This is a genomic window from Maribacter sedimenticola (assembly GCF_900188415.1).
Taxonomy (GTDB): domain Bacteria; phylum Bacteroidota; class Bacteroidia; order Flavobacteriales; family Flavobacteriaceae; genus Maribacter; species Maribacter sedimenticola.
The window spans coordinates 951,664-976,398 of record NZ_FZNV01000001.1 but is presented as its reverse complement, the minus strand read 5'-3'; the positions used below and the strand labels follow the sequence as shown (position 1 = coordinate 976,398).

General features: G+C 40.4%; 17 protein-coding genes. 7 read left to right on the top strand and 10 right to left on the bottom strand.

Annotation, left to right across the window (positions count from 1 at the left end):
- Positions 1-23 precede the first annotated feature (23 nt).
- On the bottom strand, positions 24-3,041 hold the full coding sequence (locus CHB68_RS04055; RefSeq protein ID WP_089259556.1) for a tetratricopeptide repeat protein: 3,018 nt from the start codon (positions 3,039-3,041) through the stop codon (positions 24-26).
- A 156-nt stretch (positions 3,042-3,197) separates the two neighbouring features.
- Between CHB68_RS04055 and CHB68_RS04050 the strand changes: the two genes are divergently transcribed.
- The gene (locus CHB68_RS04050) at positions 3,198-3,881 is read left to right on the top strand and encodes a cell division ATP-binding protein FtsE (protein WP_089259555.1); all 684 of its coding nucleotides are present in this window, start codon (positions 3,198-3,200) and stop codon (positions 3,879-3,881) included.
- A 34-nt stretch (positions 3,882-3,915) separates the two neighbouring features.
- Here CHB68_RS04050 and CHB68_RS04045 read toward each other — a convergent pair whose 3' ends face one another.
- The 3 genes from CHB68_RS04045 to CHB68_RS04035 are packed head-to-tail and all read right to left on the bottom strand — an operon-like array spanning position 3,916 to position 7,123.
- The gene (locus CHB68_RS04045) at positions 3,916-4,983 is read right to left on the bottom strand and encodes a mandelate racemase/muconate lactonizing enzyme family protein (protein WP_089259554.1); all 1,068 of its coding nucleotides are present in this window, start codon (positions 4,981-4,983) and stop codon (positions 3,916-3,918) included.
- Positions 4,980-6,053, bottom strand: coding sequence for a DUF1611 domain-containing protein (locus CHB68_RS04040; protein WP_089259553.1), 1,074 nt, complete (start codon positions 6,051-6,053; stop codon positions 4,980-4,982). The genes CHB68_RS04045 and CHB68_RS04040 overlap by 4 nt, the downstream gene beginning before the upstream one ends.
- Positions 6,054-6,061: 8 nt before the next feature.
- Positions 6,062-7,123 (bottom strand): pyridoxal-phosphate dependent enzyme, encoded by a 1,062-nt coding sequence (locus tag CHB68_RS04035; RefSeq protein ID WP_089259552.1) that lies wholly within the window; start codon positions 7,121-7,123, stop codon positions 6,062-6,064.
- 267 nt (positions 7,124-7,390) lie between these two features.
- Between CHB68_RS04035 and CHB68_RS04030 the strand changes: the two genes are divergently transcribed.
- Together CHB68_RS04030 and CHB68_RS04025 are read left to right on the top strand one after the other, a co-directional pair.
- On the top strand, positions 7,391-8,296 hold the full coding sequence (locus CHB68_RS04030) for a serine hydrolase (protein ID WP_089259551.1): 906 nt from the start codon (positions 7,391-7,393) through the stop codon (positions 8,294-8,296).
- Between the two features lie 28 nt (positions 8,297-8,324).
- A complete protein-coding gene (locus CHB68_RS04025; protein ID WP_089259550.1) occupies positions 8,325-11,141 on the top strand; it encodes an Npt1/Npt2 family nucleotide transporter in 2,817 nt (938 codons plus the stop codon).
- Between the two features lie 15 nt (positions 11,142-11,156).
- Here the strand turns inward: CHB68_RS04025 and CHB68_RS04020 are convergent, their stop codons facing one another.
- From CHB68_RS04020 to CHB68_RS04010, 3 genes are all read right to left on the bottom strand, one after another.
- Positions 11,157-11,702 (bottom strand): cupin domain-containing protein, encoded by a 546-nt coding sequence (locus CHB68_RS04020; RefSeq protein ID WP_089259549.1) that lies wholly within the window; start codon positions 11,700-11,702, stop codon positions 11,157-11,159.
- A gap of 74 nt (positions 11,703-11,776) precedes the next feature.
- Positions 11,777-12,589, bottom strand: a complete 813-nt coding sequence (locus tag CHB68_RS04015) for a helix-turn-helix domain-containing protein (RefSeq protein ID WP_089259548.1) — start codon at positions 12,587-12,589, stop codon at positions 11,777-11,779.
- Between the two features lie 79 nt (positions 12,590-12,668).
- A complete protein-coding gene (locus tag CHB68_RS04010) occupies positions 12,669-15,296 on the bottom strand; it encodes an MGH1-like glycoside hydrolase domain-containing protein (protein WP_089259769.1) in 2,628 nt (875 codons plus the stop codon).
- 361 nt (positions 15,297-15,657) lie between these two features.
- Between CHB68_RS04010 and CHB68_RS04005 the strand changes: the two genes are divergently transcribed.
- Both CHB68_RS04005 and CHB68_RS04000 read left to right on the top strand, forming a co-directional pair.
- Positions 15,658-16,632 carry a formylglycine-generating enzyme family protein gene (locus CHB68_RS04005; protein ID WP_089259547.1) on the top strand — a complete coding sequence of 325 codons (975 nt, stop codon included), beginning with the start codon at positions 15,658-15,660 and terminating at the stop codon, positions 16,630-16,632.
- 28 nt (positions 16,633-16,660) lie between these two features.
- Positions 16,661-18,007: a Gfo/Idh/MocA family protein gene (locus tag CHB68_RS04000; protein WP_089259546.1), complete on the top strand. Its 1,347-nt coding sequence runs from the start codon at positions 16,661-16,663 to the stop codon at positions 18,005-18,007.
- Between the two features lie 119 nt (positions 18,008-18,126).
- On the opposite strand, the gene CHB68_RS03995 is transcribed toward CHB68_RS04000, so the two are convergent.
- Entirely contained in the window at positions 18,127-19,389 is a 1,263-nt protein-coding gene (locus CHB68_RS03995; RefSeq protein ID WP_089259545.1) for a serine hydrolase, read from the bottom strand.
- On the bottom strand, positions 19,389-22,316 hold the full coding sequence (locus CHB68_RS03990; RefSeq protein ID WP_245838781.1) for a PEP/pyruvate-binding domain-containing protein: 2,928 nt from the start codon (positions 22,314-22,316) through the stop codon (positions 19,389-19,391). Before CHB68_RS03990 ends, CHB68_RS03995 begins: the two co-directional genes overlap by 1 nt.
- 256 nt (positions 22,317-22,572) lie before the next feature.
- Between CHB68_RS03990 and CHB68_RS03985 the strand changes: the two genes are divergently transcribed.
- Both CHB68_RS03985 and ppgK read left to right on the top strand, forming a co-directional pair.
- Positions 22,573-22,881, top strand: a complete 309-nt coding sequence (locus CHB68_RS03985; RefSeq protein ID WP_089259543.1) for a hypothetical protein — start codon at positions 22,573-22,575, stop codon at positions 22,879-22,881.
- 134 nt (positions 22,882-23,015) lie between these two features.
- Entirely contained in the window at positions 23,016-23,756 is a 741-nt protein-coding gene (gene ppgK, locus CHB68_RS03980) for a polyphosphate--glucose phosphotransferase (protein WP_089259542.1), read from the top strand.
- Positions 23,757-23,820: 64 nt separating this feature from the next.
- Here the strand turns inward: ppgK and CHB68_RS03975 are convergent, their stop codons facing one another.
- On the bottom strand, positions 23,821-24,720 hold the full coding sequence (locus tag CHB68_RS03975) for a DUF6503 family protein (protein ID WP_089259541.1): 900 nt from the start codon (positions 24,718-24,720) through the stop codon (positions 23,821-23,823).
- Positions 24,721-24,735: the final 15 nt, after the last annotated feature.

The following is a 24,735-nucleotide window of genomic DNA, read 5'->3' as shown; positions in this document are numbered from 1 at the left end:
TCTTTTACTGGTGTACATGATGTTTAATTAGGATTAACCGATGAATTACTTTGGGACTCTTTAGATTTAATGATTGCCAACTCCGCTTTGGCGTCTTCCACGATTTCCGGATACTGTCCAAAATTGTTTATGACACTTTCCAAAATATAGGTAGCCTGGTAGGCATCTTTAAGGGCATAGTAGTTTTTGGCCATTAAAACCAAACCTTTACCGCCCCATTCCTTATAGGTAGCGTAGTCCTTTGCCAATTTTTGTACGGCAATGTTAGAGTTTTCATACGATCCTTCCTTATGCTCAAAATAGGCATCATAATACAATGCCTCTGCAGCAGTGGCTCCAGATGCAATCTTTAATACTTCTGCATATGCAGCTTTGGCCTTTGTCTCGTCATTGGTAGCTATGGCGGAACGTGCGATCATAATTTGCGCATCACTCTTAATACGGTTATCAATATTTGAAGTGGCCAAAACCTTATCCGCATATTCCAACGTTTTTTCATAGTTGCGCTGTCCATAATAGCCTTTCATTAAATTGGAACGAGCAAAAGTCCTGTTCTGTTGAATGTTGGCCTGGTTTTCCAATTTTAACAAATACGGCATTGCGGTTGCATAATCATCCTTACCAATATATACCTCACAGACCCTTGTCAAGGCTTGTTCGGCATACTCACTAGTACTACGGTCCGCCACATATTTATAGTAAGGAAGTGCCTTATCTTTTTCTCCTTTACCAAAGTAGAGTTGGGCCAAACTAAAGTTGGCATCAAGCGCATGTAGACCGTTTGGAAATTGTTGAATATAATTGGTATACCCACGTATGGCCGCATCTATATTTCTGTCCAGATTTTGTTTTTGTGCGGCATCAAAGGTTGCATTGTCCAGCTCGGCATCGGTCACTTCTACAAAATCAAGACCGCGAACCCATTCTGCATACTCATCTACCCTGCCCAGATCTACATAGACCAATTTTGCGGTAGCCACTGCCTGTATAGCCTCTTGCGTTTTTGGAAAATCACGAACAACCGTTTTAAACTTTACCAATGCGGCATCGTTGCGGTTGGCATTGTAATTCACCAAACCTTGCCTCATCAAGGCTTGTGGCACTAATGAACTACCCCTATATTCCTTGATCAATCTATCGTAAGCTTCCAATCCGTCACTTTCCTTACCTTGGGCAACATAGGTGTTTCCAAGTTCAAAAAGCGCATCGTCCTTAAAACTGGAACGTGGATATTGTGCCACGAACATTTCTAAGCTTTCAATTTTACTGGCACTACGGTCAACATAACCATAGCTCATGGCTTTTTGGTAAGCAGCGTAATCTTTCTCCGGTCCGGTCAGTTCCAGGGCCTTGTTATAAGTTTCTATTGCCGGCCAATATTTACTGGTAGCATAGTAGCTATCTCCCAACCTTAAAAACCCGTCGTGCAATTTTTCTACCTCTACATCCCTGTTTTTTACAAATGACCCAAAATAGGTAATAGCATTGGTATACTCCTTTTGCTTAAAAAAGGCATAGGCCAAATTATAGTCTATATCCTTGTACATTTCGGTGTTTTTTGCGGATGGATTGTTTTTGAAGGCCATAAAACCCTTTGCCGCTTCATCAAATTTATTGCTGTTATAATCGGCTTCGGCCTTCCAATAATTTGCCCTTGCCTTGAACAGCATATCTTCCGCACTTGCAAGTGATTTGCCAAAACTATCCGAAGCTGCCATATAATCGCCCTCCATATACAGTTCAATACCCCTGTAATATGCCACTTTTTGGTAAACGGTCTTACTGGCATAATTTCTGTTATCCTCCAATAACTGCATTGCGCCCGCAAAGTTTTTGGATGTGATGTAAGAATCTACAAGCAAAGTTTGCATTTCTTGTTGATGCTCATCATTAGGATAGGTTTTCAAATAATTTGTTATTACCGCAGGTACCGCCTCGTAAGCATTACCCACTTCATAACTTAAACGTGCATAATTCAAAAATGCATCTTTCTGAATCTCTACACTATAGTCCATTTGCGAAGCATTCCTAAAGGCATTCAATGCTTCCTGTTTTTTATCCAGTTTCAAATAACATTCCGCCAAATGGTAGTATGCATTTTGAGCCACGCTGTTGGTACCGCCTATAATTTTATTGAATTGGGCAATGGCATTTGCATAGTCCCCACCTTTGTAATAGGCATATCCAAGATAGTAATAGTCCGTATTGCTCCATTTACCCCCTTTGCCGTTATATTCCTTTAAATAGGGAATGGCGTTTTCATACTGATCAAGGTTAAAATAACTTTCACCAATGATCTTGTTGAGTTCAGAAACTTCCTTTCTGTCAGATTTTGGCAATTGTTTTTTGGCCAAGGCAATGGCTTCCTCAAATTTACCGAGCTTAAAATTCATATCTGCCTGATAGTAGCTCAGTTTTTCCTCTAATAGGTTTTGATCGGTAATTTGGTCAAAACGTTCATTGGCCGTTTCATAATCATCTTCCTGATATGAGATATAGCCTAGGTAATATTTGGCCTGCGAACCATAAACAGGTGATGTGGTGACTTTTTCAAGGTATTTTTCGGCCTGTTTTGTTTTGCGTGATGAAAACAGGGAATACCCGTAGTTGAAATTGAACTTGTCCATTTCTCCACGTGATAATGAACCTTGGTCCACCTTATCGTACCATTTTAAGGCATACGGATACTTTCCCGTTTGAAAATAGTATTCGGCCACATCGGCAAAAGCGGAATTCCGTTTAGTAGAGGTAGGATATTTTTCAACAAAATCCTCCATTAATCTATCTGCACCAATTTGATTTAACCGCACTGCCGCATTGGCTGCATAGTAGGCACTATTGGCAGCGGTCTCCTCATCTTTTGTGGACACTTTGACCTTATTGAAAATGGTCTGTGCCGCTTGGTACTGTTCGTTGTTGTAAAGCGCTAAGGCGTCTTGAAAAGCTTTCTGTTCGTGCGTGTAAATTTTAGTCTCTTGGGCAGTGGCCAAAGCAACCAAACCCAACACCATTGGAAAGAAAGCGGTGATTTTTTTAAACATAGTGTTCTGTTACTATTTAAATATACCGGTTATCACATGTGATAACGGCAAAAATTGTTCCTAAGTATGTGCAATACCACTGCAAAAGAAAAGAATTTGAAAAAGGGTTCATTATAATCAATAGATACTTATTACTTTTATATCAACATTAGCACTATGGGAGAGATTGTTTTAGAACTTAAGGATGCCTCTATATTTCAAAAGGAGAGTTTGGTATTGAGCGAAGTAAGTTTAAAAATAGAAAAAGGAGAGTTTGTATACCTGATCGGTAAAACCGGAAGTGGCAAAAGTAGCTTTATGAAAACCTTGTACGGCGATCTACCGTTGCAAAAAGGGGAAGGCCATATTGTGGAGTTCGATCTAAAGACCTTAAAGGAAAAGGATATTCCGTTTTTACGAAGAAAATTGGGAATTGTTTTTCAAGATTTTAAACTTTTACCAGACCGGAACATTAATCAAAATATGTTGTTTGTCCTAAAAGCAACCGGATGGACGGACAAGGCCAAAATGGACACCCAGGTATTGAACGTGCTTGAAAAAGTGGGCATGAAGACAAAGGGCTTTAAATTTCCGCATGAACTTTCTGGTGGTGAGCAACAACGAATTGCCATAGCACGTGCTTTATTAAATGACCCGGAATTGATCATTGCCGATGAACCTACCGGAAACTTGGATCCACAAACCAGTGTAGAGGTCATGAAAGTTTTACAGGAAATCAATAAATCTGGCAGGACCATTCTTATGGCAACGCATGATTATGCCCTAATTCTTAAATACCCGGCAAAGACGATTAAATGTGATGCCAATAAGGTGTTTGAGGTGGTACAGAGAGCGGTATAAATTTTAACGGGTATAAAACTACCAGTTTCAACCATTATAAATTAGCTTCCGAAAAACCCAATCCATATTGCTCGGTAGGATATAAAATTCCTTTTTCCAACTTAAAAATAGCGTGGAAAGGGTCATCTATAATATCTAAATGACCGTCTAAATCTGCATATACTATGTTTGGCCTTGATAGGGCAAAATGCAAACCTGCAGCTATACCTAATCCGCACTCGTCTATACAACCAACCATGGCATCTAGCTTGGCCGCCTTTGCCACGGAATTAATATGCATTCCTACCCAGATACCCCCAACTTTTTGAAGTTTGATATTGACCATATCCACACGTTCGTTCTGTGCCAAACGAAAGGCATCTGTCAATGTTTTTAGGCTTTCATCTGCCATAACAGGAATACTAACTTGATCGGTAACTTCACCCAATCGTTCCTCTGATTCCACTTTGGTGGGTTGTTCAAAAATTTCAATCCCGATCGCTGCGGTCGCTTTGACAAAATCAACCGATTCCTTAACGGAATATCCTTGGTTACCATCAAATCGTAAAGCTATAGCCGGGTATTTTTCATGCAGCATCCGCATTTTAGCAATATCCTCTTCAAGATCGGTACCGCCTTTAATTTTCAAAATCGTAAAACCCTGCTCAATAAATGTACCCGCATAGGCCAAGGTTTCATTTACCCCCATTATACCAATGGTAATGCTTGTGGCAATGTGGTTACGGTATCCTCCCAAAAATTTATACAAAGGTACTTCTGCCTTTTTGGACATTATATCAAACAATGCCAAGTCTACCATGGCCAAGGCAGAAGAACGTTTGCCCAATAACTGTTTTAACTCCAACAACAATAAGGCATAAGTAAACGGGTCTTTCCCTATCAAATAAGGAATAATGATGTTTTTAATGGCATGGGTAACCTCTGCCGGAGATTCATTGGTAACCACAGGATCGGGAGCGGCACAACCATACCCAACAATTTTACCATCGGTTTCAATTTTCAGGATAAAATTACTGGTGCGATCAATAGTCTCATACGCAATGGTATAAGGATCGGAAAGTTTAAGATCTAAACGCTCATATGAAATATGGGTTATTCTCATTTAAGTTTGGTCATTAAAAGTGCAATCAGGTCTTCTGCCCCATACTCCAACACATCATAGGCCGGCAATTTGGTCTCTAGGGTAATTGCCTTGCAAACGTCCAAGATTTCACTTTTTTCCATTCCTTCATGATTCACGGTAATGGCAATGACTTCCTTACCTGAAATTACCTGTATTGCATTGATCTGTTCTTCTAGCGAATGCATTTTATATCCGGGAAAACCGTCATATTCCATACGTTTGGGCGCATGTTGCAGAATGACATAATCCGGTCTTCCTGCGGCCAGAATTTCAAAACCACCTGGATACGCCGGGTTCATAAGACTACCTTGGCCTTCTATTACAATAACATCCGGATCCTCATTCTTGTAGGCACTCACCACGGCATGTTCTATCTCGCCAGAAACAAAATCATTGATACAGCTATCCATGACCATACTGTATTTTGCACCTTGCATCCAGCCGGTTTGTCCCGTTCCGATCATTTCGGCCTTTTTGCCCGCCTTACGGAATGCATGTACCAAAATCCAAGCTGTGGTCCGTTTGCCTAAAGCAGAATCGGTACCCAATACCGCTAATTTTAAACATTCCACTTTTTCGATATCCCCGGTAAAAAAATGGAGTTTATCGCGATCCGGCGTTTTTCTGATATCCCTGATCGTTACTTTTTTCTCGTTGGCCAAAGCCACCAATTCCGGGTCATTGGTCAAAAAATCATGTAGTCCGCTATCCACGTTCCAACCCTGTTGCAATGCTGCCTTGATCGTAAATTTGGCCACTAGAGGCAATCGGCCTCCATCTGGCGCAAGGCCAATGACCAAATAACTAGGCAACTGATTGGTTGCGCCAAGTGTTGAAATGGCCGTTTCAATGTCTTTAAAAACGGGTATTCCGTTAGGTCTACCGTCCAATACATCACCGGCATCCCTACCCGCATATTTTTCGTCTAGGACTCCAACTATCTCGTAGCGCTCCGTAAAACGGACCAAACCATGGGCGGTTTTTCCATTGGGCGTATTAAAGGCACCTTCACAGTACACCAGAGCCTTACCATCTATCACTTTTTTCATCTCTTGTATTAATTTTTTGCGGTGAGCACGGCCACAAAACGGTCAGGCTCAAAATTCATTTTTTCATCCAGTTCCAGAAGACCGATCAACCCCGCAGTGGATGCCGGTAAAATTCTGAACCCTTCCTTTTTATATAATAGGGAAGTCATTTCCCTTAATTTTTTGTCACTGATATTGAATGCCTCTCCTTCAGATTCCCATAATGCATAAAGCGCCTCCTCCCCGTCAAAACTATGCCAATTGATCAAAGGTTCATTGTATTTGGTCTCCTTGATAACCGTGGGATTTAAATCTTTACAATGGCACAATCCCTGCAGATAGGATTCAACAATAGGATTTTTATGGGACGAAGATGCAGCGATCATTTTTGGTATTCGTGATGTCTTGCCTCGTTTATACAAATTTACAAAGCCCCTATAAACCCCGGCGAACAAGGTTCCGTTGGATACCGGTATGGCGCAGTACTTAGGTGCATCGCCCAAATCCTCAAAAATCTCTTGGGCAATCTGCGCATAGGCCGATATTTGTAATGGGGTATTGGCTCCTCCGGGATTGGCATCATACCAACCATTCTCAATCGCCAACCTAGAACTTTCCGTTACCACATCCTCATAACTTCCCGGTATACGAATTATTTCCGCACCCAAGGCCTCCATTTCCATTACACGGTCCGTATGGTAACTCTCCGGTATGTATATTTTACAAGCAATGCCCGCCAAATCAGAAGCAAGGGCCATAGCTACGCCATAATTGCCACAAGTAGCCAAACTTACAATAGCAAACTCCCTTCTCAACGCATCGTATAACTGAGCAAAGGCTATGCGGTCTTTTTGCGTTCCGGTAGGATTATCTCCTTCATACTTTAGGTACAATTGACGTACATCAAACTCCCGCTCTAAGGTTTTTGCACGGTGAAGCCCTGTATCACCTACCTCTAAACTTATGATATCCTCAAAACATTCCAAACGGTCTACCAAGGATTTACGGGTATCCTTGACCATATCACTGAGCCTACGTGCCTCTGCGGACACTTTATTTTCAGCAGTTTTTACACCGTCTTTAAGATTCATACCTATATAACAATTCTTTTTTTAAGATACGGTAATTAATTTGATTATCCCTTTAGAATAATAGTATTAAAATACCATAATTTAAGCTTGCATAGGTACTCCAATAATCGAAATAAATTGAAAAATTAACATCAATATTTATGGTGGCACTTGCCAATAGGCGATTTTATTAAGTGAAACCTGTTCTCAATTAATTCAAATTTTAACAGTAGCACAATAAGCGCTTTAGCTAATTTTGACTACTTTTTTAAAATAGGCAACAAATCAATGAAATCAACCTCGTTAATTTTTCTTTTTACCCTTTTGTCCAACGCGTTATTGTATGCCCAAGATGAGTTACCTCTTCGTATAGACAATTCCAAGATCAGGCCCTTGCAAAAATTATTGGATAGCTCATTGCAGACCAATTTAAGGGATGAACTTACCTCGCATCCAGAATGGAACGACCTTATTGTACAAAAGAAAATGGCGGTTGGTTTGGTTGATCTAAGTAATCCGGAAAAAGTTCGTTTTGCCCGCGTTAACGGCAACCATATGATGTATGCGGCAAGCCTTCCCAAGATTGCCATACTATTGGCCTCTATGGATGCTATTGAAAAAGGGGAATTAAAGGAAACTACGGAAATTAAAAAGGATATGCGCTTAATGATCAGTAAATCTGACAATGCGGCTTCTACCCGTATGATCGATCGCGTAGGTTATGAAAAATTGGAAGCGGTGATGACAGATCCTAAATATGCCTTTTATGATGAGCAAAAAGGTGGCGGACTATGGGTTGGAAAACGTTATGGAAGTGGCGGGGACACCAATCGTGAACCCCTAAAAAATTTAAGCCATGCGGCATCGGTTACCCAGGTATGCAGGTACTATTATCTTTTAGCCAATGGTAAATTGGTAAACCGTAAAAGGTCCAAACAAATGTTGGATATTATGGAAGATCCGGAACTGCACCATAAATTTGTCAATACCCTGGACCAGATCGCACCCAATGCCCGTTTGTTCAGAAAATCAGGTTCATGGAGAACCTACCATTCAGATTCCATATTGGTTTGGGGAGAAGACAATAACAGAAGATACATATTGGTAGCGTTGATAGATGACGCCAATGGGGAACAAATTATAAGGGATTTGGTAAAACCTATTGAAAAGGTGTTGAAAAAGCCTGTACTTTAGGACTTGGAACAAAGAACCCCTTTTCTGCATGGTAGAAAGACTGATCAAAAAAATATTCGATGTACGTGAAGGCGAGTTCAAGGTTTCACTTTGGATGCTCGCCTACATTTTTTTGGTCATTGCCGTATTACTGATCATTAAACCCACCGTTAATGCCCTGTTCCTGTCTGAATTGGGTATTGAACAATTACCGTTCGCCTTTCTTTTAGTGGCCGTTACGGCCGTGGCAACGTCCTATTTCTATTCTAGGGCAGTATCCAAATTTCCCTTAAAAAAGGTCATTGAGACCACCCTGATCAGTTCCATAATCATCTTGATAGGGTTGGGAATACTACTGTCATTAAATGTGGTTAGCGGTATATTACTCTATTTTTTCTATATCTGGGTGGCCATATATGCCGTTCTGTCCGCTTCCCAATTTTGGGTGTTGGCCAACTTGGTCTTCAATATCAGGGAAGCTAAAAGGTTGTTTGGTTTTATAGGTTCAGGTGCCATCATCGGTGGTATTTTTGGGGGTTACCTTACCTCTATTCTAGCTCCGCTCATTGGCAATGAAAACCTCATGTTCGTAGCGTCCCTACTCCTTTTTTTCTGTATTCCCCTATTACGTAAAATCTGGCATATACGGGTAAAAAAGAACGGTAGCGTCAAAAAACACAAAACTGCCTCTAATATTAGTGAGGCACCCTTACGGCTTATTCTTAAATCAAAACACCTTACCTATATAGCTTGCATTGTAGCGGTAAGTGTAGTGGTGGCCAAATTAGTAGATTACCTCTTTAGTGAATTTGCCTCCACAGCCTTTACGGACGCAGACGAATTGACCGCATTTTTTGCATTTTGGTTTTCTACCTTCAACCTGCTGTCCTTGGTCATTCAACTTTTTTTTACACATAGGATCGTAGGTATTTGGGGCGTTGGCTTTTCCTTACTATTATTACCATTGGGCATTTTTGGCGGAAGCATGTTGTTTTTAATGCTTCCTGAACTTTCTGCCGTTGTGGTCATCAAGGCGATGGATGGAGTCCTAAAACAGTCCATTCATAAAAGCGCATCAGAATTACTGACACTACCCCTGCCTTTCTATTTAAAAAATAGGACCAAGTCGTTCATAGATGTTGTCGTTGATAGTTTGGCCACCGGTATTGCCGGATGCCTTTTGATATTTGTTGTCCGTGGGCTGGACCTACCTTCAATCTATATCGGGGCACTCATCATTGCACTGGTATGCCTTTGGCTGTACTTTATTTACAAGGTACGTATAGAGTATTACAAGACCTTCAGGTCCAATTTGGAAATGCTTACGGACTCCTCAAAAAAGACCAAAAAGATTTCAACCACCAAAGTTTCCGTTGTCTCGGGAATGCGAACGGTATTTGCGAACGGTACAGAAGCTCAAATTCTGTTCATGTTGGACAAACTCATGGAAATCAATGACAAGCGTTTTGGCGCAGATGTGGAACAGTTGTTAGGACACCCAAGCAATAAGGTTAAATTATCCGCTATTCAAAACCTATACTTTTTAAATTCCAAAACAATGACCGCCAAGGTTTCCGAACTGTTGCTTATTGATGATCGTGAACTCACTATTGCAACCTTGGCCTATATCCTTAGCTTTGCCCACAAGGACAAATCGTTTGTGTTCGATGCCTATTTGGAACATTCCAATGAACGAATAGCCATGGCGGCGCTTTATTGTCTAGCAAGGGCGGCCAAAAATAATTATTCCCTTAAACAGCGTTATGGTTTGGTTGACCGCATTTCCAAGGCTATCGACAAAATAAATGATAGGGATGACAGCTATAAAGAGGCGGTAATTGAAATTTTAGGCATTGCCAATTTACCCCTATTTTACAACACATTGGGTACGTACCTGTACGATGACAATGAGCATGTGGTACGGACGACCATAAAGGCTATTGGCACGGCAACAGATTCGTTTTTGGTGCAACTTATCATACCTTTTCTGGTCCAAAAAAAGTATAGGTCAACGGTCATGGAAGCGTTTAAACTTTTTGGTCCTACTATTATTCCCCTTCTGGGCAAACAGGTTCAAGATCGCAAACAGCCCTTGGAGGTTCTGCGTTTTATACCAGCGGCAATACAATCGTTCCATTCCAAGGAATCCGTCCATCAATTGCTGGGTATATTGACGGATAATGACCTAACGGTACGCGTAGAAGTGGTACGGGCCTTGAGTGCCATACGGGCCAGTCATCCGTATTTAAAATTTAATAGGTATAAAGTGGTTTCCGTAATATTTGATGAATGCAAATTGCACCATCAAACCTTATCTGCCATGCATACCCAAATAATTATTTCCTATCGCAATAGAACAAAATCCAAAAAGGAAATCACTGATGCGGAGAGAGATGCCCGTACCAGTCTTTTGGAACTTTTGGAACGCCGTTTGGATACAGGACTGGAACGCATTTTTAAACTCTTGGGCCTAAGGTACCAACAAAAGGATGTCGCCATTGCCTATGAAGGGCTACTGAGCCAAAAGCAAGAAGCCCAACAAAACGCCATAGAATTCTTGGACAATTTGCTGACCGGAGAGCTAAAGCGCAAATTGCTTCCCATAATAGAGGAAAGTGCCATGGATATATCGTCCGAAGAGGAGTTGCAAAAAATAAAGCATAAGATTCCAACGGAATTGGAATGCTTTAAATTATTGTTACAGGGCAATGACCTAAAGATTAAGTTGGCCGTTCTGTACCTCATAGCCCAACAGAAAGAACCTAAATTCCTGCCCATGGTTGAAGGTCATCTTAATGACCCGGACCCAAAGATCAGAAGTTTTGCCTTAAATGCATTTACCTCGTTATCTCCACAAAAACCGTAAGTATTTTTTACAGGATTACACGAAGCGTATACCCTGTTTGGCACAAATTTCGGCCACTTTTTCAAAATTTGGAGGTCCTGGCGGTAATGCTGCTAATTCTTGAAACATAAGTTCTATTCCTGCGGGCAGTGCGGAAGTTATCATTTTTGCTTTTTCCGTACCTACTACCTTCCATGTATGGGGTATATTTTTTGGTGCATAAGCAATATCACCGGCCTTAAGCACTTCGCTCTTGCCACCTACGGTAATTTCAACCTCACCCTTTACCACCCTAAAAATTTCATCTTCCTTGGTATGTATATGCGGAGGTATACCTACCCCGGGTTCCACATTGTCCACCCATTCAAATATTTGATTCCCGGTTTCTGCGCCCAATAACTTATGGGTCTGTATATCCCCGATCACATTGAACACATCGCCATCCGCATCCCTAATTACTTTGGGATCATTCATCTTGGGCAAGTTGACCGCCATACCTTTTTTTTGACCGAACATAACCCCTGACAATAAAGTGAAAACCACCCCATTACCTGACTGTTGTATAAATTTTTTTCTGTCCATGAATATAATTTTCAACCAAATTACCCATAAAACGTTATGGGAGAAATGTGAAAATCACGGTATAACCCTAGAATTTAGGAAGTAACGCTCTTTCTTAGTTCAGATGGACTAACTCCTGTTTGGGATTTAAAGAAATAACTAAAATAATCCGGGGTAGAAAAACCCAGTTCATATCCAATTTCCTTAATGGTTTTATTCGTGAATTTTAACGCATGTCTGGAACGGATCAATAATTGTTCAATTATGATATTCTTGGAACTTACGTTCAGAACTTCCTGAACGCACTCATTTAAGTATCTGGTGGAAATATTCAATAAGGAAGCATAAAAAGATACTTCGTGCGATTTTGCCAAATGTTGATCCACCATTTGTTTAAAAGCATATACAATATTGGCCTTGGTATGGTTTTTATCTACAATCGTCTTTATATTACATTGCCCATCACAATAAACGAAAAAGGTATTTAAAAGCGATATCAATGCATCTTCCTTATTATTTAGATGTGAACCCAAGAGCTCATCTATCATTTCCAAGATAGCCTGTGTTCGTTTTTCAATTCCCGGACTTAATTTAAGTAATGGTACCGTACCGGTATTGAACATCCTTATCTGACTAATATGCAGTTTACTCAGTAATGGGTGGGATAGCACCTCATCCGCAAGATTAAGGATATAGCCAGAATTAGAATTGTCATCTTTGATATACAGTTTCCAATTCACTTTTTTGTCCAAAAAGAATATGGAATTGGACATGTTTGGATAAAGGACGCCATCAATTTCCAGTCCCTTGATCTCATCTTTGACCCAGCATACGGTATAATAGCCTTCGTTATATTTTTGGGAAACATTTTTGACTATTTTCGATATGGTTATGGTATCGTTTTTCATCAATAAAATGTTGGTTAATTGTACCGGTCATTAATTGCCCGATGAACCTAAGATACAACATTTTAAATTTTATAAAAACTTAGGAATTCTCCTCCAATTCCATGATCAAATTAGCAATTAAAGCTGTCCACCCCGTTTGGTGCGATGCTCCCAAACCTTTACCGGAATCCCCGTCAAAAAACTCATAGAAAAAATGCTGGTTTTTAAAATGTTCATCTTTTGTGAATAGATGCTGGCGGTCATCAGAATGGTATTGGAACTTTCCATCCGCATTGCGCTGAAATAACTTGATCAATCTTTTGGAGATTTCGTTCGCTATTTCATTCAAGTTCATCTTTACACCGGAACCTGTTGGAAATTCGTAAACATATTGCTCACCATAGAACGAATAATACTTTCTTAATGATTGTACGATCATATAATTTAAAGGTAACCAAATAGGACCGCGCCAATTGGAATTACCTCCAAACATGTTGGAACGGCTTTCCCCTGACTCATATTGAATCTGATGATGTCCATTATGTTGAAAAACATACGGATGCTTTTCATGGTACTTGGACAACGAGCGAATACCAAATTCAGATAAAAATTCATTTTCATCCAACATTCTATACAAAAGCTTTTCCAGCCTAAAACCACGCATAATGGAGAACAGGTAATTTCCGTCCTGGTTATATTCTTCAATATTGGATACCAGGGAAGCCAAATCTGGTCTAGTCCTTACGATTTCTGCCGCCCTAATTTTAAAATGCTTGAGCTCTTCAAACAAATCTTTATGGATGATTTCTACAGCAAACAGTGGTATAATCCCTACCAAGGATCTCACCTTTAACCGATCTGTTGTACCGTTGGACATTTCTACGACATCGTAATAAAAGTTATCCTCATCATCCCATAATGAAATATCTTTCTTGCCTATATGGTGCATTGCCCATGCTATATTCAAGAAATGTTTGAAGAATTTGGCCACACTATCTTCATAGATAGGATTGGTCTTGGCCAGCTCCAACGTCATTCTCAACATGTTAAGGGTGAACATGGCCATCCAGCTAGTAGCGTCTGCCTGTTGCATACGGGTTATACCGTCTGGCATATGGTTGCGGTCAAACACTCCAATATTGTCCAGTCCAAGAAATCCGCCTTCAAAAAGATTGGTGCCACTTTTATCCTTTTGGTTTACCCACCAGGTAAAGTTGACCAATAGTTTTTGATAGGCTTTTTCCAAGAATAACGTATCTCCTTTACCGGTACGTTTTTTATCCTTATCATAAACCGTCCATACCGCCCAAGAATGAACAGGAGGGTTTACATCACTAAAATTCCACTCATAAGCAGGAATCTGTCCGTTGGGATGCATGTAGTTCTCACGCAATACCAACAGCAATTGTTCTTTGGCAAAATATGGGTCCATCTCTACAAAAGAGGCCATATGAAAGGCAAGGTCCCATGCCGCATACCAAGGATACTCCCACTTATCGGGCATTGAAATTACATGTCTGTTCGTAAGATGTTCCCAACTGGTGTTTCGCGTATCCGTACGGTAAGGTTTAGCCTCACCGGCACCGCCAAATAACCACTTGAATACATCATAATAATAGAATTGCTTGGTCCATAATAATCCGGAAAACGCCTTCTTGGCAATTTCTTGCTGATCTGCCGGCAGTTCTTTTTTAAGAATATCGGCATAAAATTCTTCGCACTCGGTTATTCTCTTTGTAAATATCGCATCAAAATCACCAAATGGATCGTCATTTTTCTTTTTGCTCAAACGAACCTTAATTGATTTTTCTTCCCCAGATTTTAATTTGAACTCGTGCCATACCGCAAATTTAGACCCTTTATTATTGGGGTTAACGGTAGCCTTACCCTTTACCACATGGTTATTAATACCGTCCTTTACATAATCCACCTCATTGGGAACACTATAAATGCGCTCATTATTGGTCTCATTCTCACAGAACAGTTGCTTACCGTTCTCATGATAAAAATAATACCTGCCATTTCTGGTACTTCTGGATTGTACGGCCGTACCAGAAATTGATTTCATCTCCGGACGTTCAAAACGGTTATTATGTTTCCAAAAATTCCTAAACCAAAGATGGGGCAAAACATGAATACTTGCCGCTCTTGGCCCCCTGTTTACGACGGTTACCTTCATTAAAATATCCCCAACATCTGCTTTGGCATATTCTATATAACAATCAAAATAGGCGTTATTGGCAAACGCCTTGGTATCCAAAATTTCATATTCTGCATCTTCCCTACCACGTTCCCTGTTTTTCTTCAACAGTTCTACATATGGAAATTTTTTGTGCGGGTATTTATATAAATACTTGGAATAGGAATGTGTAGGAGTAGATACCTGATGAAAATAAAGCTCTTTTACATCCTCCCCATGATTACCCTCATTATTGGTCAAACCAAATAAGCGTTCTTTTAATATTGGGTCCTTACCGTTCCAGAACGCAGGTGCCAAACATAGAATTTCCCTAGAATCACAATAACCGCCAATTCCTTCTTCTCCCCACCTATATGCATTGCTACGTGCCTTGTCATGTGTTACAAAATCCCACGCATTTCCATTAGCGCTATAATCTTCCCTTACGGTACCCCATTGCCTTTCAGCAAGGTAAGGCCCCCATCTTTTCCAGTTCTTGTAATTATCTTCTACGGCTAGCCGTTCCTCTTCTGCATTTTTATAGGCCATATGATCTATATGTATTACTACTATTAAAAATTCCAATTTAGATTCCGTAATCACTTACGATATAGAACCTTAAAAAGTTGGACAATTTATGATAATCTTAAAAAATAGAAACAAAAATACTACATGTAGCTCCAATTGAATGTCAAACTACACCCGCATTTGAACAGTATTGCCTAATCGGCAAAAAATGTGCTAAAAATCATCAACTTTAAAAATAAAATCAATAAATCTTATGAACTTGAAGTACAGCATTAATTCTTGCCTATATCATCATTTATAGCCCATTACTAAGAAAATAGCAGGGCTCTTACAGTCCTAATCCATTAACAGTTCCATGCTTTAAAAAATCATATATTTAAGGATGAAAATTACCAACCAGCTCTTAACCCTGTTTTTTATTATAGGTTTCAACGTATTAAACGCACAGGGCGATAGATTAAATGATTATGTTCAACCCTTGGACGGCTCTCAATTACAATTGGAAATGGCCGCTATACCTGCAGGGAAATTTTTAATGGGAAGTCCGGCATTAGAACACAATAGAAATAAGGATGAAGGTCCTGTACATGAAGTAAGCTTATCCGCATTCTACATATCAAAGTACGAAATAACCTGGGAAATCTATAATCTGTTCGTTAACAGAAACATTGATTCTGTCGTCCAAAATAATAAGGCTAAGGACTTGGAATTGGGTATGGACGCCATTGCCGGGGCCACCGTTCCTTATGTAGATATGAGTTTAGGTATGGGGACGGGAAAAGGTTTACCCGTGGGTAACATAACGCATTATTCCGCTTCACAATTCTGTAAATGGCTATCTGCCAAAACCGGTCATTTTTATAGATTACCTACTGAAGCGGAGTGGGAATATAGTGCCCGTGCCGGAACCAGTACGGCCTATTATTTTGGTGACGACCCCAATTTATTAAAAGATTACGCCTGGTATTATGAAAATAGCAACGACACCTATCATCCTGTAGGACAAAAATTACCCAATGCTTGGGGATTGTACGATATGCACGGAAATGTTGCAGAGTGGACCTTGGACCATTATGTACCAGAGGCATATTCAACAAGGGTGGCACATACCCAATCTCCTTGGGAACAGTTGGCTACTTCATATCCTCATACGGTACGTGGTGGTTCATATTATGATGATGCCGAATATGTACGAAGTGCCGCACGGTTAGGGTCTACGGAAAATTGGAAAATGAGGGACCCACAATTTCCAAAAAGTAAATGGTGGAATACCGATGCACCCTTTGTGGGCTTTAGGGTCGTAAGAGACCCTAACATACCCAATGAAAACGAGATACATAAATATTGGGGCGAATAGCCCCTACCAAACCTAAAACCAAAAAATTATGATCAACTCAAAAAATGACAACACAAAACGTACCGAAAATTCAAGACGAGGGTTTTGCAAAAACACCGCACTTGCAGGCGCCGGATTATTATTGCCAGGGCTAGATATCCCTGTAATGGCAAATGTATTTAATGATAAAAAATTAAAATTGGCCGTAATAGGTTGTGGAGGGCGCGGTACTGGAGCCGCCAACCAAGCATTAAAGGCAGATGACAATATAGAATTAGTGGCCATGGTCGATGCTTTTCAAGACCAATTGGATAAAAGTTTGGGTAACCTACAGAAAGAATTTGAGGGCACAAATAAAGTGAATGTAAAGGATGCCCATAAATATGTTGGTTTTGATGCCTATAAAAAGGCCATAGACCAAGCCGATGTCATAATTCTTGCTACTCCTCCAGGTTTTAGGCCCTATCATTTTGAATATGCCATAAACGCTGGAAAGCATGTATTCATGGAAAAACCTTGCGCAGTAGATGCTCCCGGCATTCGTAAAGTATTGGAAGTAGCCAAGATTGCCAAGGAGAAAAAATTAAACGTTGTTGTTGGCCTACAGCGCCATTACCAAAATAATTATCTGGCCATAGCCGAAAAGATCAAGCAAGGTGAAGTGGGCAAAATAGTTTCTGGGCAAGTGTATTGGAACAGTGCCGGGGTCTGGGTAAGACCCCGGCAAGAAGGCCAATCGGAACTGGAATATCAAATGCGGAACTGGTATTATTTTAATTGGTTGTGCGGTGACCATATTTTAGAACAACACATACATAATATAGATGTGGCAAACTGGTTTATTGGTGAATACCCAATTTCTGCCCAAGGAATGGGCGGTAGATTGGTACGGACAGGAAAGGACCATGGTGAAATATTTGATCATCATTTCGTTGAATTCACCTACCCCAGCGGAGCTGTAATAGCCAGTCAATGTCGTCACCAACCAGGTACATGGTCCAAAGTGGGCGAGAATTTTCAAGGCACAAAAGGCAGTATTGAAATGAGAGATGCCGGTGCCGCAACCATTGTAGGTTTAGATGGAGAAAAAATATTCGACTACCGCAATAGAAACGACCCAAATCCGTATCAAGTAGAGCACGACCGATTATTTGCTTCTATCCGAAACAAGGAAGTCATCAGCGATACGGAAAATGGAGCAAAAAGTACTTTGACCGCTATCATGGGCCGTATGGCAACCTATTCTGGAAAAGTAATTACATGGGAAGATGCCATGGCATCACAAAAACAAATTATGCCCAATGAACTTACTTGGGACGCTACGCCACCAAGTGTACCAAATGCAGATGGCAATTACCCCATACCTACTCCGGGAGTTACGGATGTATTGAGTTAGAAAAGAAAACGTTATGTATTAAAAGTCTTATAGTGAAACATCGATAAAATAATGTTCCACTATAAGACTTAATTAAAGGATTATATTCCATAAAAACGCCTTTTTTAAAGATAGAACTTTTACCCTTTTTGAATAATCTTATCAATATTTCCGGCCAAATACATATGGTCACTAGCAGAATTTTTACGCAAAACATTGGTCATTAGCACCACCATATACCTGCAATTATTAGGATGCTCCACTATAATAACGGAATTCATATAATTGGTAACGTTACCCATGTACTTTCCACATGCCTCTCCTTTGCTACGATCACATTTGTAAAGTGAACCTGATTTAAAGTACACCGCAGCTTCCTTTAAGGCAGGTGCTTGTGCATAGCGTATTCTTCTATCGGTCATGTACATTAACCGTTTCATTTCCAAACTAGACGCTTCATCCACAACCTTTCCTTGCTCCAACTGTACCAAAAATTTCATTAACCCTTGTGGTGAGCCTATACTGCCCCCTTTATCACCGACATAGGTATTTGCCCCACGTGTAAAAAAGCTCCCTAAACGCCATTCATCGGCAGTAATGCCTAAATCTCGTAAGGGTAAATTGACCACATCGTTTCCTAAATCCGTCAGTTCCTTCTTAGGGGTTTCCTTAAAATAAGTATCAGCTTCTTCTTGCGTTAGATCAGGATATTGTTCACCAAAAGCGGCCATCAACAATACTTCTCTCCAGACAATGCTTGCTGCACCGTTATTACTAACGGACAACATATGATCCGCCCATTCATATAGCGTAAAAACATCACTGGCTATAACTTGGCGTTTAACCAATGTGTTTTTTTCAATATTATAGATAGGAATGGTGTGTTCATCCGTTAATCCCCATACACCCGCTTTAACCGATTTATTTTTTAAAAGTTCGGTTCTCAATTCAAATGAATCCGGATATATTTTGGCCAATTGAGTAAAAAGTCCGTTAAGAACGGCCAATTTACCTACGCTACCTGGTTGATATCCTGCAGTTTCGTTGCGTTCCGCATAGCGGATTTGCTGAGAATCGGATATATCCAAAACGGTCAACGAATAACTCTTGTCCAAACCACGGAACAGTGCACTGATTTCTTTCTGAAAATCTGCATCAATCTGCATCAATGCCATAGCGCTATCTTCCTTTCTATCCAGAAGATTCAATTGAATCTCGCTGTATGATTTTAAGGCTCCGTTAGGAAATGTGGTGGCGTCCTTAATTTCACCACTCTTAATCAGCTCTAAGCGTTTTAAGCGTTTGATACCTGTGCGTTCGTAACCGTCTATTGGATAATATGCATAAGGTGCAAATGCAGAAGCCGTTAAGACGACTACCAATACTATTAATACTTTTTTCATTATAATTTTGTGCTTAAGGGAATTTCTTTACCTGTATTTATTTTGGGGGTAATGGATTCCAGATACCCTGAACTTAATGCTTTTTTATTTTCAACAAACGGACGTATTTGAAACAACCATAACTTATCATCCTTAAATCCGAGTTCAACATCATACGCCCCATCATAATCGGAATTGGTCTCATCCGCTAAGGTCATACGGATCGTTTTTGCCAAATTTTTTATTTCCCTTATATTTTTTTCATTGACGACCCTTGTCTGAAAGGTAGCCACCTTTTTCGCAGTACCCCCTGTTATGGGCAACGTATTGTACAAGGGTTCCCGTGCCGGTGCCAGCAACCTATAACCTTCATTGGCATAAACGGTATACGTTTCCGCAGATTGACCATCTACGGCACCGCCCGCGCCCCTACTAAAAGCTATGGTAAGGTCCTCTTCATTTCCGGAATTAATTCCTTTGGTTATCAAAACTCCGGAATAATCCACATCCACACTGGGTATGACCAATATAGAAGGAAAAACGTTCTCTGGGTTCAACAGATATTTTTGACGCCATTTAAAGCTACGCTCCGTATAGGGTGATGCCCACACCTCTTTAATGCCATTTAAGATTTTTTCCTTGTCCAATACATTGAACAACGTAAGATTTAAGCCGGCACCCGTAAATTCCTTTAAATCCTCCATGTTCGTATCACTGCGCAAAAACACGGGGATGTCTCCAAAATCGGCACCCAAAACCTGTTTAAATGATTTGTCCAATTGGACCATAAAATCCTCCTTTAACGGCATTTGCTTAATAGCATTGCGCAAAGTCTCCAATTGGAGCAATTGGTAATTCTCCACCTCTGGCTCTGTTACTGCTGTGTTTCTCATGCGTTCAGCTTCGGCGAACATTGCATTTAAAAACTCCCAATAGGAAACACTCTGTCCAGGCATCCGTTGGTCCATATGGTCCCTGAAAATTCCAAACGGAATTACCAATCCTTCTACCACTTGATCGGGAAACATTTTCTTTAACTGCCCTAAATTGGCCGCTTTAGGCCCACACAATGCGCCAGAGTCATTGGCATCTACATTACGCATATTCAAGACTTCTGTATTTTTTAATTGTATTTTTTCTATAGGTACTTCTATTTTATCGGTATTACGTTCTTTTTTCACAAAAAGCGCGCGCTCTTCCGCGGTCATTTCACTTTCGGGCTTAAGGATAACATTTCCTTTATTGGATACGGCATAGAATACCCTATCCCCATCATATTTTTTTAAGCTTTGAAGATTGCCATCAGAAAGGGCGGCATTAGGTATTCCAAGATTTCTGGCCAATAATTGTACGTGAGAAACCATATTCCCCTCAGCTACGGTGGCAATACCCGCCACTGGTTTTAAGTCTGATGGGGAACGCTGGAAAATATATATTTTATCGGAAGAAACTTCAATGTCCTCAGATGAACCGTCCACTACCACCAGTTCACCAAATGCATAGCCAGGGTTTAGTCCCCTAAACGTACTTTGGTTGACAATATCCAATACTTTATTGGTCAGTGCAGACTCTTTGGCGATGAAATTTCCCAATTCTCCCACACTTTCACCCAAATGTAGCGCTATGGAACCCCTTATACGATCATCTATAAAGGCATAAGCCTTAGGTTCAAATGTGGTATATACATCAATGACTTCCTGGTAGTTAGCCTTAACCATAGCGGCACTCCATTCCACAGCCGCCCTAGCCGTTTCCAAGATGGTAGTCAATTCTGCCAAACTCAATTTTTCCTGGCCATATTGACTCAAGACGCCTGCAATCTGTTCCCATTCCCAAAGTTCAAGATAGCCAGCTCCAACGGAGGCCGTGGTCAGGGCACATATTTTTTCAAGTTGCCCGGCAACGGTAGTTGGTTCCCACAAAGATGCATTTTTGAACAAAAGCTCTTCTAGCTTTAAGGAAATATCCAGCAATTGCAATCTTGCCAAAGGCCGTTTTTCCAACAAGAGCCCTTCCCTTATCTCAAAAAGCAGTTGTCCTGTTTCGTTTACCAAATAAGACGGCGTTTTATTGACATCAAGTCCTTTTGAAAATGCAAGTACCTTATCACCAAGCGCGGTGCCCTGTACCAAGTTGGAACTATTTAGCAAGGCCTGTATATCTAACGGTTTAAAAAAAGTCTGCATGGTTACTACCAGCGCATTTATTTTCTTGGTAAGGTCTACGGTCAATACCTGTTGATGCTTATTTTTAAAATCAATTACTTTTTGGATATCCGATACTTCTGGCTGGCTATGAATTTTGGTGCGTAAATCCATAAATGGCGTGTATTGGTCTGAAACAACTTTGGATTCACTTCTCATTTGTTGCGCTATGTTATCATCGCCATTATGCGGTACATCCTTTAAGGTTTGCCGTATAAAATAAAATTCCCGTTCAAGAAGTTCATCCTTGGCCAATAGCCATTTGTAAAAAGAAATTCCGCGTGCTTCCTCATCCTCTACTTGCAGCGCCCCTCTATAATACTGACCTTTTTGATTTATCCAACCGTTATCTACCAACCGCAGGTATTTATCTAACTGGTATTGTTTTAGTCGCGAATGGTTATGGGTCACATCCCACAGTTCCTCATTAGTGGTATAGGCCAAGATCTGCCCTAAAAAAATATGGTTGCTTTGCGCTAAAGAAACCACCTCATCCTTATAACGGGCATGTTGTTGGCCGGGGCCAATACGTTCAGGACAGGGATCTTTGGGCTGCCTTACGCTGCCGTCCGTACAAAACCAACGTATATCCTTATATGGACCGCGTACATCATTTTTAAACCTTGCCACCATCTCATTTATCCTATTAGGGCCCATTGCAGATTGAGCATAGATTGAATGGACATTCACCAAGCAGATGGCAAACAGTAGCTGATAAAAGGAGCGTAAAAAAATCTTTTTCAATTGTTGGGTTTTGGTTTCAGCACCAAAGGTAGTATCAAAATATGCTATTAGGGGTCGTATTCATAAAATAATTTGCACCAATAACAATAATAGCGCACTGGCATACAGTTCCTTATGCCTTAAAAAAAACATTCATAATAAAATGATAAAAAAAATCGTTATTCAAATATTTAGATTTCATTTGTATCGACATTTCAACCTTTTAAAAAGGGTGTGAAAATCAACAAAAAAAATCAATAACTAAACGTATAAAAAAATGAAATCACTTTTAACGGTACTGTTTTTAACCTTAACTTCCTTAACCAGTGCATATAGCCAAGATGCCGAAAAAATGGACGCAACTTTTGTAGGCTATGAGGATGACATGTACGTATTCACGGATAATGAAGGGTATAGGGTTGAGTTCAGCAACATTTCAAAAGAAGCAAGCCAAAAATATGATCTTACCGATCCTATGTATGTTGGCAAACAGTTTATCCTAACATTTACGGTAGATACCGAAATGGACGAAGATGACGAGGAGATTCAGGTAAGTACGATCGTGACGCTGATGATGCCTCAATAATTCAATGAAAAGGACCTAAGGTCCTTTTTTTATGCCCATGTGTTAACGGGTGCCATACTATAAACGCATTAAAAAAGCAACTTCAAAGAGCCGAATCTTTTTCGTTTCTTTGTATTTCAATAACAAATTTTAAGATGACTTTACTAGGTATTGATGTAGGAGGATCAGGAATTAAAGGCGCATTGGTAGATGCAAAAACAGGAAAAATGATTTCTGAACGCTATCGAATTCCTACGCCAAAACCCAGAACCCCCGAAGCAATGACCGATGTTATTGCGGAAATTGTTACGCACTTTGACCATAAAGGAAAAGTTGGTTGCGGCTTCCCTACCATCATCAAAAACGGGGTCTGCAAGGCAACAGGCAATCTAGATCCTAGCTGGTTGGGCGTAAACGTGGAAAAAGTTTTGGAAAAGAAAACCGGATTGGATTTTACCGTACTCAACGATGCCGATGCCGCAGGTTATGCCACCATGAACTATGGTACCGGAAAGAACAAAAAAGGCTTGGTTATCATGATCACTATAGGTACAGGACTGGGAAGCGGTGCTTTTCTGGACGGTAGATTAATCCCTAATTTTGAATTGGGACAGATTCCCTATAAAAAATATGAGAAAATAGAAAAATGGGCAGCTGGTTCCGCCAAGGACAAAGAAGGACTTTCCTATAAAAAATGGGGCAAGAGATTCAACACTTTTTTAGAGTATGTTGAATTGATTGTTTCTCCGGACCTTATTATTTTGGGAGGTGGGGCGTCCAAGGATTTTGACCAATTTAAATCGCAGATCAAAATAGAGACCAAGGTAATTCCCGCCAAATTACAAAACCATGCAGGAATCATTGGCGCTGCCGTTGCCGCCTTGCATAAAGTATAATGTATCATAAACCCATAAAAAAATCCCAAAGCTATCTTTGGGATTTTTTTTATGGGACGCTCTTTTAATTTAAGATCTTGGCATCTACAGGCGCATCAAAAAAATTGATGGGTAAATCAGACTCAAAGGAAACATCAGAGAAATCAATTTTTGTGATGTACGTACCTGGTTTGCCTTCTTCCGTGGTCCAATAGGTCTTAAACCCACCCGGTAAAATTATTCCGTCCACTTTTTGTTCGCCAATAAATTCCGTAAATTTTTCAGGGGCGTGACCACCGTCCTTAAAATATTCAGGATAAGAAACAATGTACCTCATAACGGCCACCTTATTGGAATCCTTACCTATATATAAGATATAATAATCATCTGGCGCATCACCGGTTCCCGCATCAAAAGTTACCTTGACCACATGATATTCCACGCCTTTAAAAGTCTCTGGTTTCAATAGTTCAAGATTTACCCCTTCCCCATTCAGAATAAAAGGATGACCTATAAAGTACAATGGCGTCAAAGCCCAGAATTTGGTGTCATAGGCAAAGGCGGTGCTATCCTTGGCCTTTACCCAAGCCTTTTCACCTGTCCACCCAAAACGTGCCGTAGAATCCGTTGTGCTGGTATGTACCGCACGGTTACTCCATGTATCCACAGTTTGGTAACTATCCCTAACGGTCTTACCGTCCTGGGGTTGATAATTAAAACGAAATGAAATGGGTCCGTTGGCATACCAAGTATCCAAACCGCCATGTGCTTCCATAGCGTTCCAAATTACCTTACCGGCTTCTGTTGTAGCCAATTGCTGCTTTGCTTTGGCCACCCTAGTGGATACCCATGCCTTAGGAATTGAAATAGTTTTTTCTTTCTGGACTTCAGCTTTGGGTTCTTCTGTATTTGGCTTCGTTGTTTCCTTACAAGAAACAAAAAAGGAACATACTGCAAATAGCATTATTGAGTAACTTATTTTCATAGTTGGGTGCCGGTA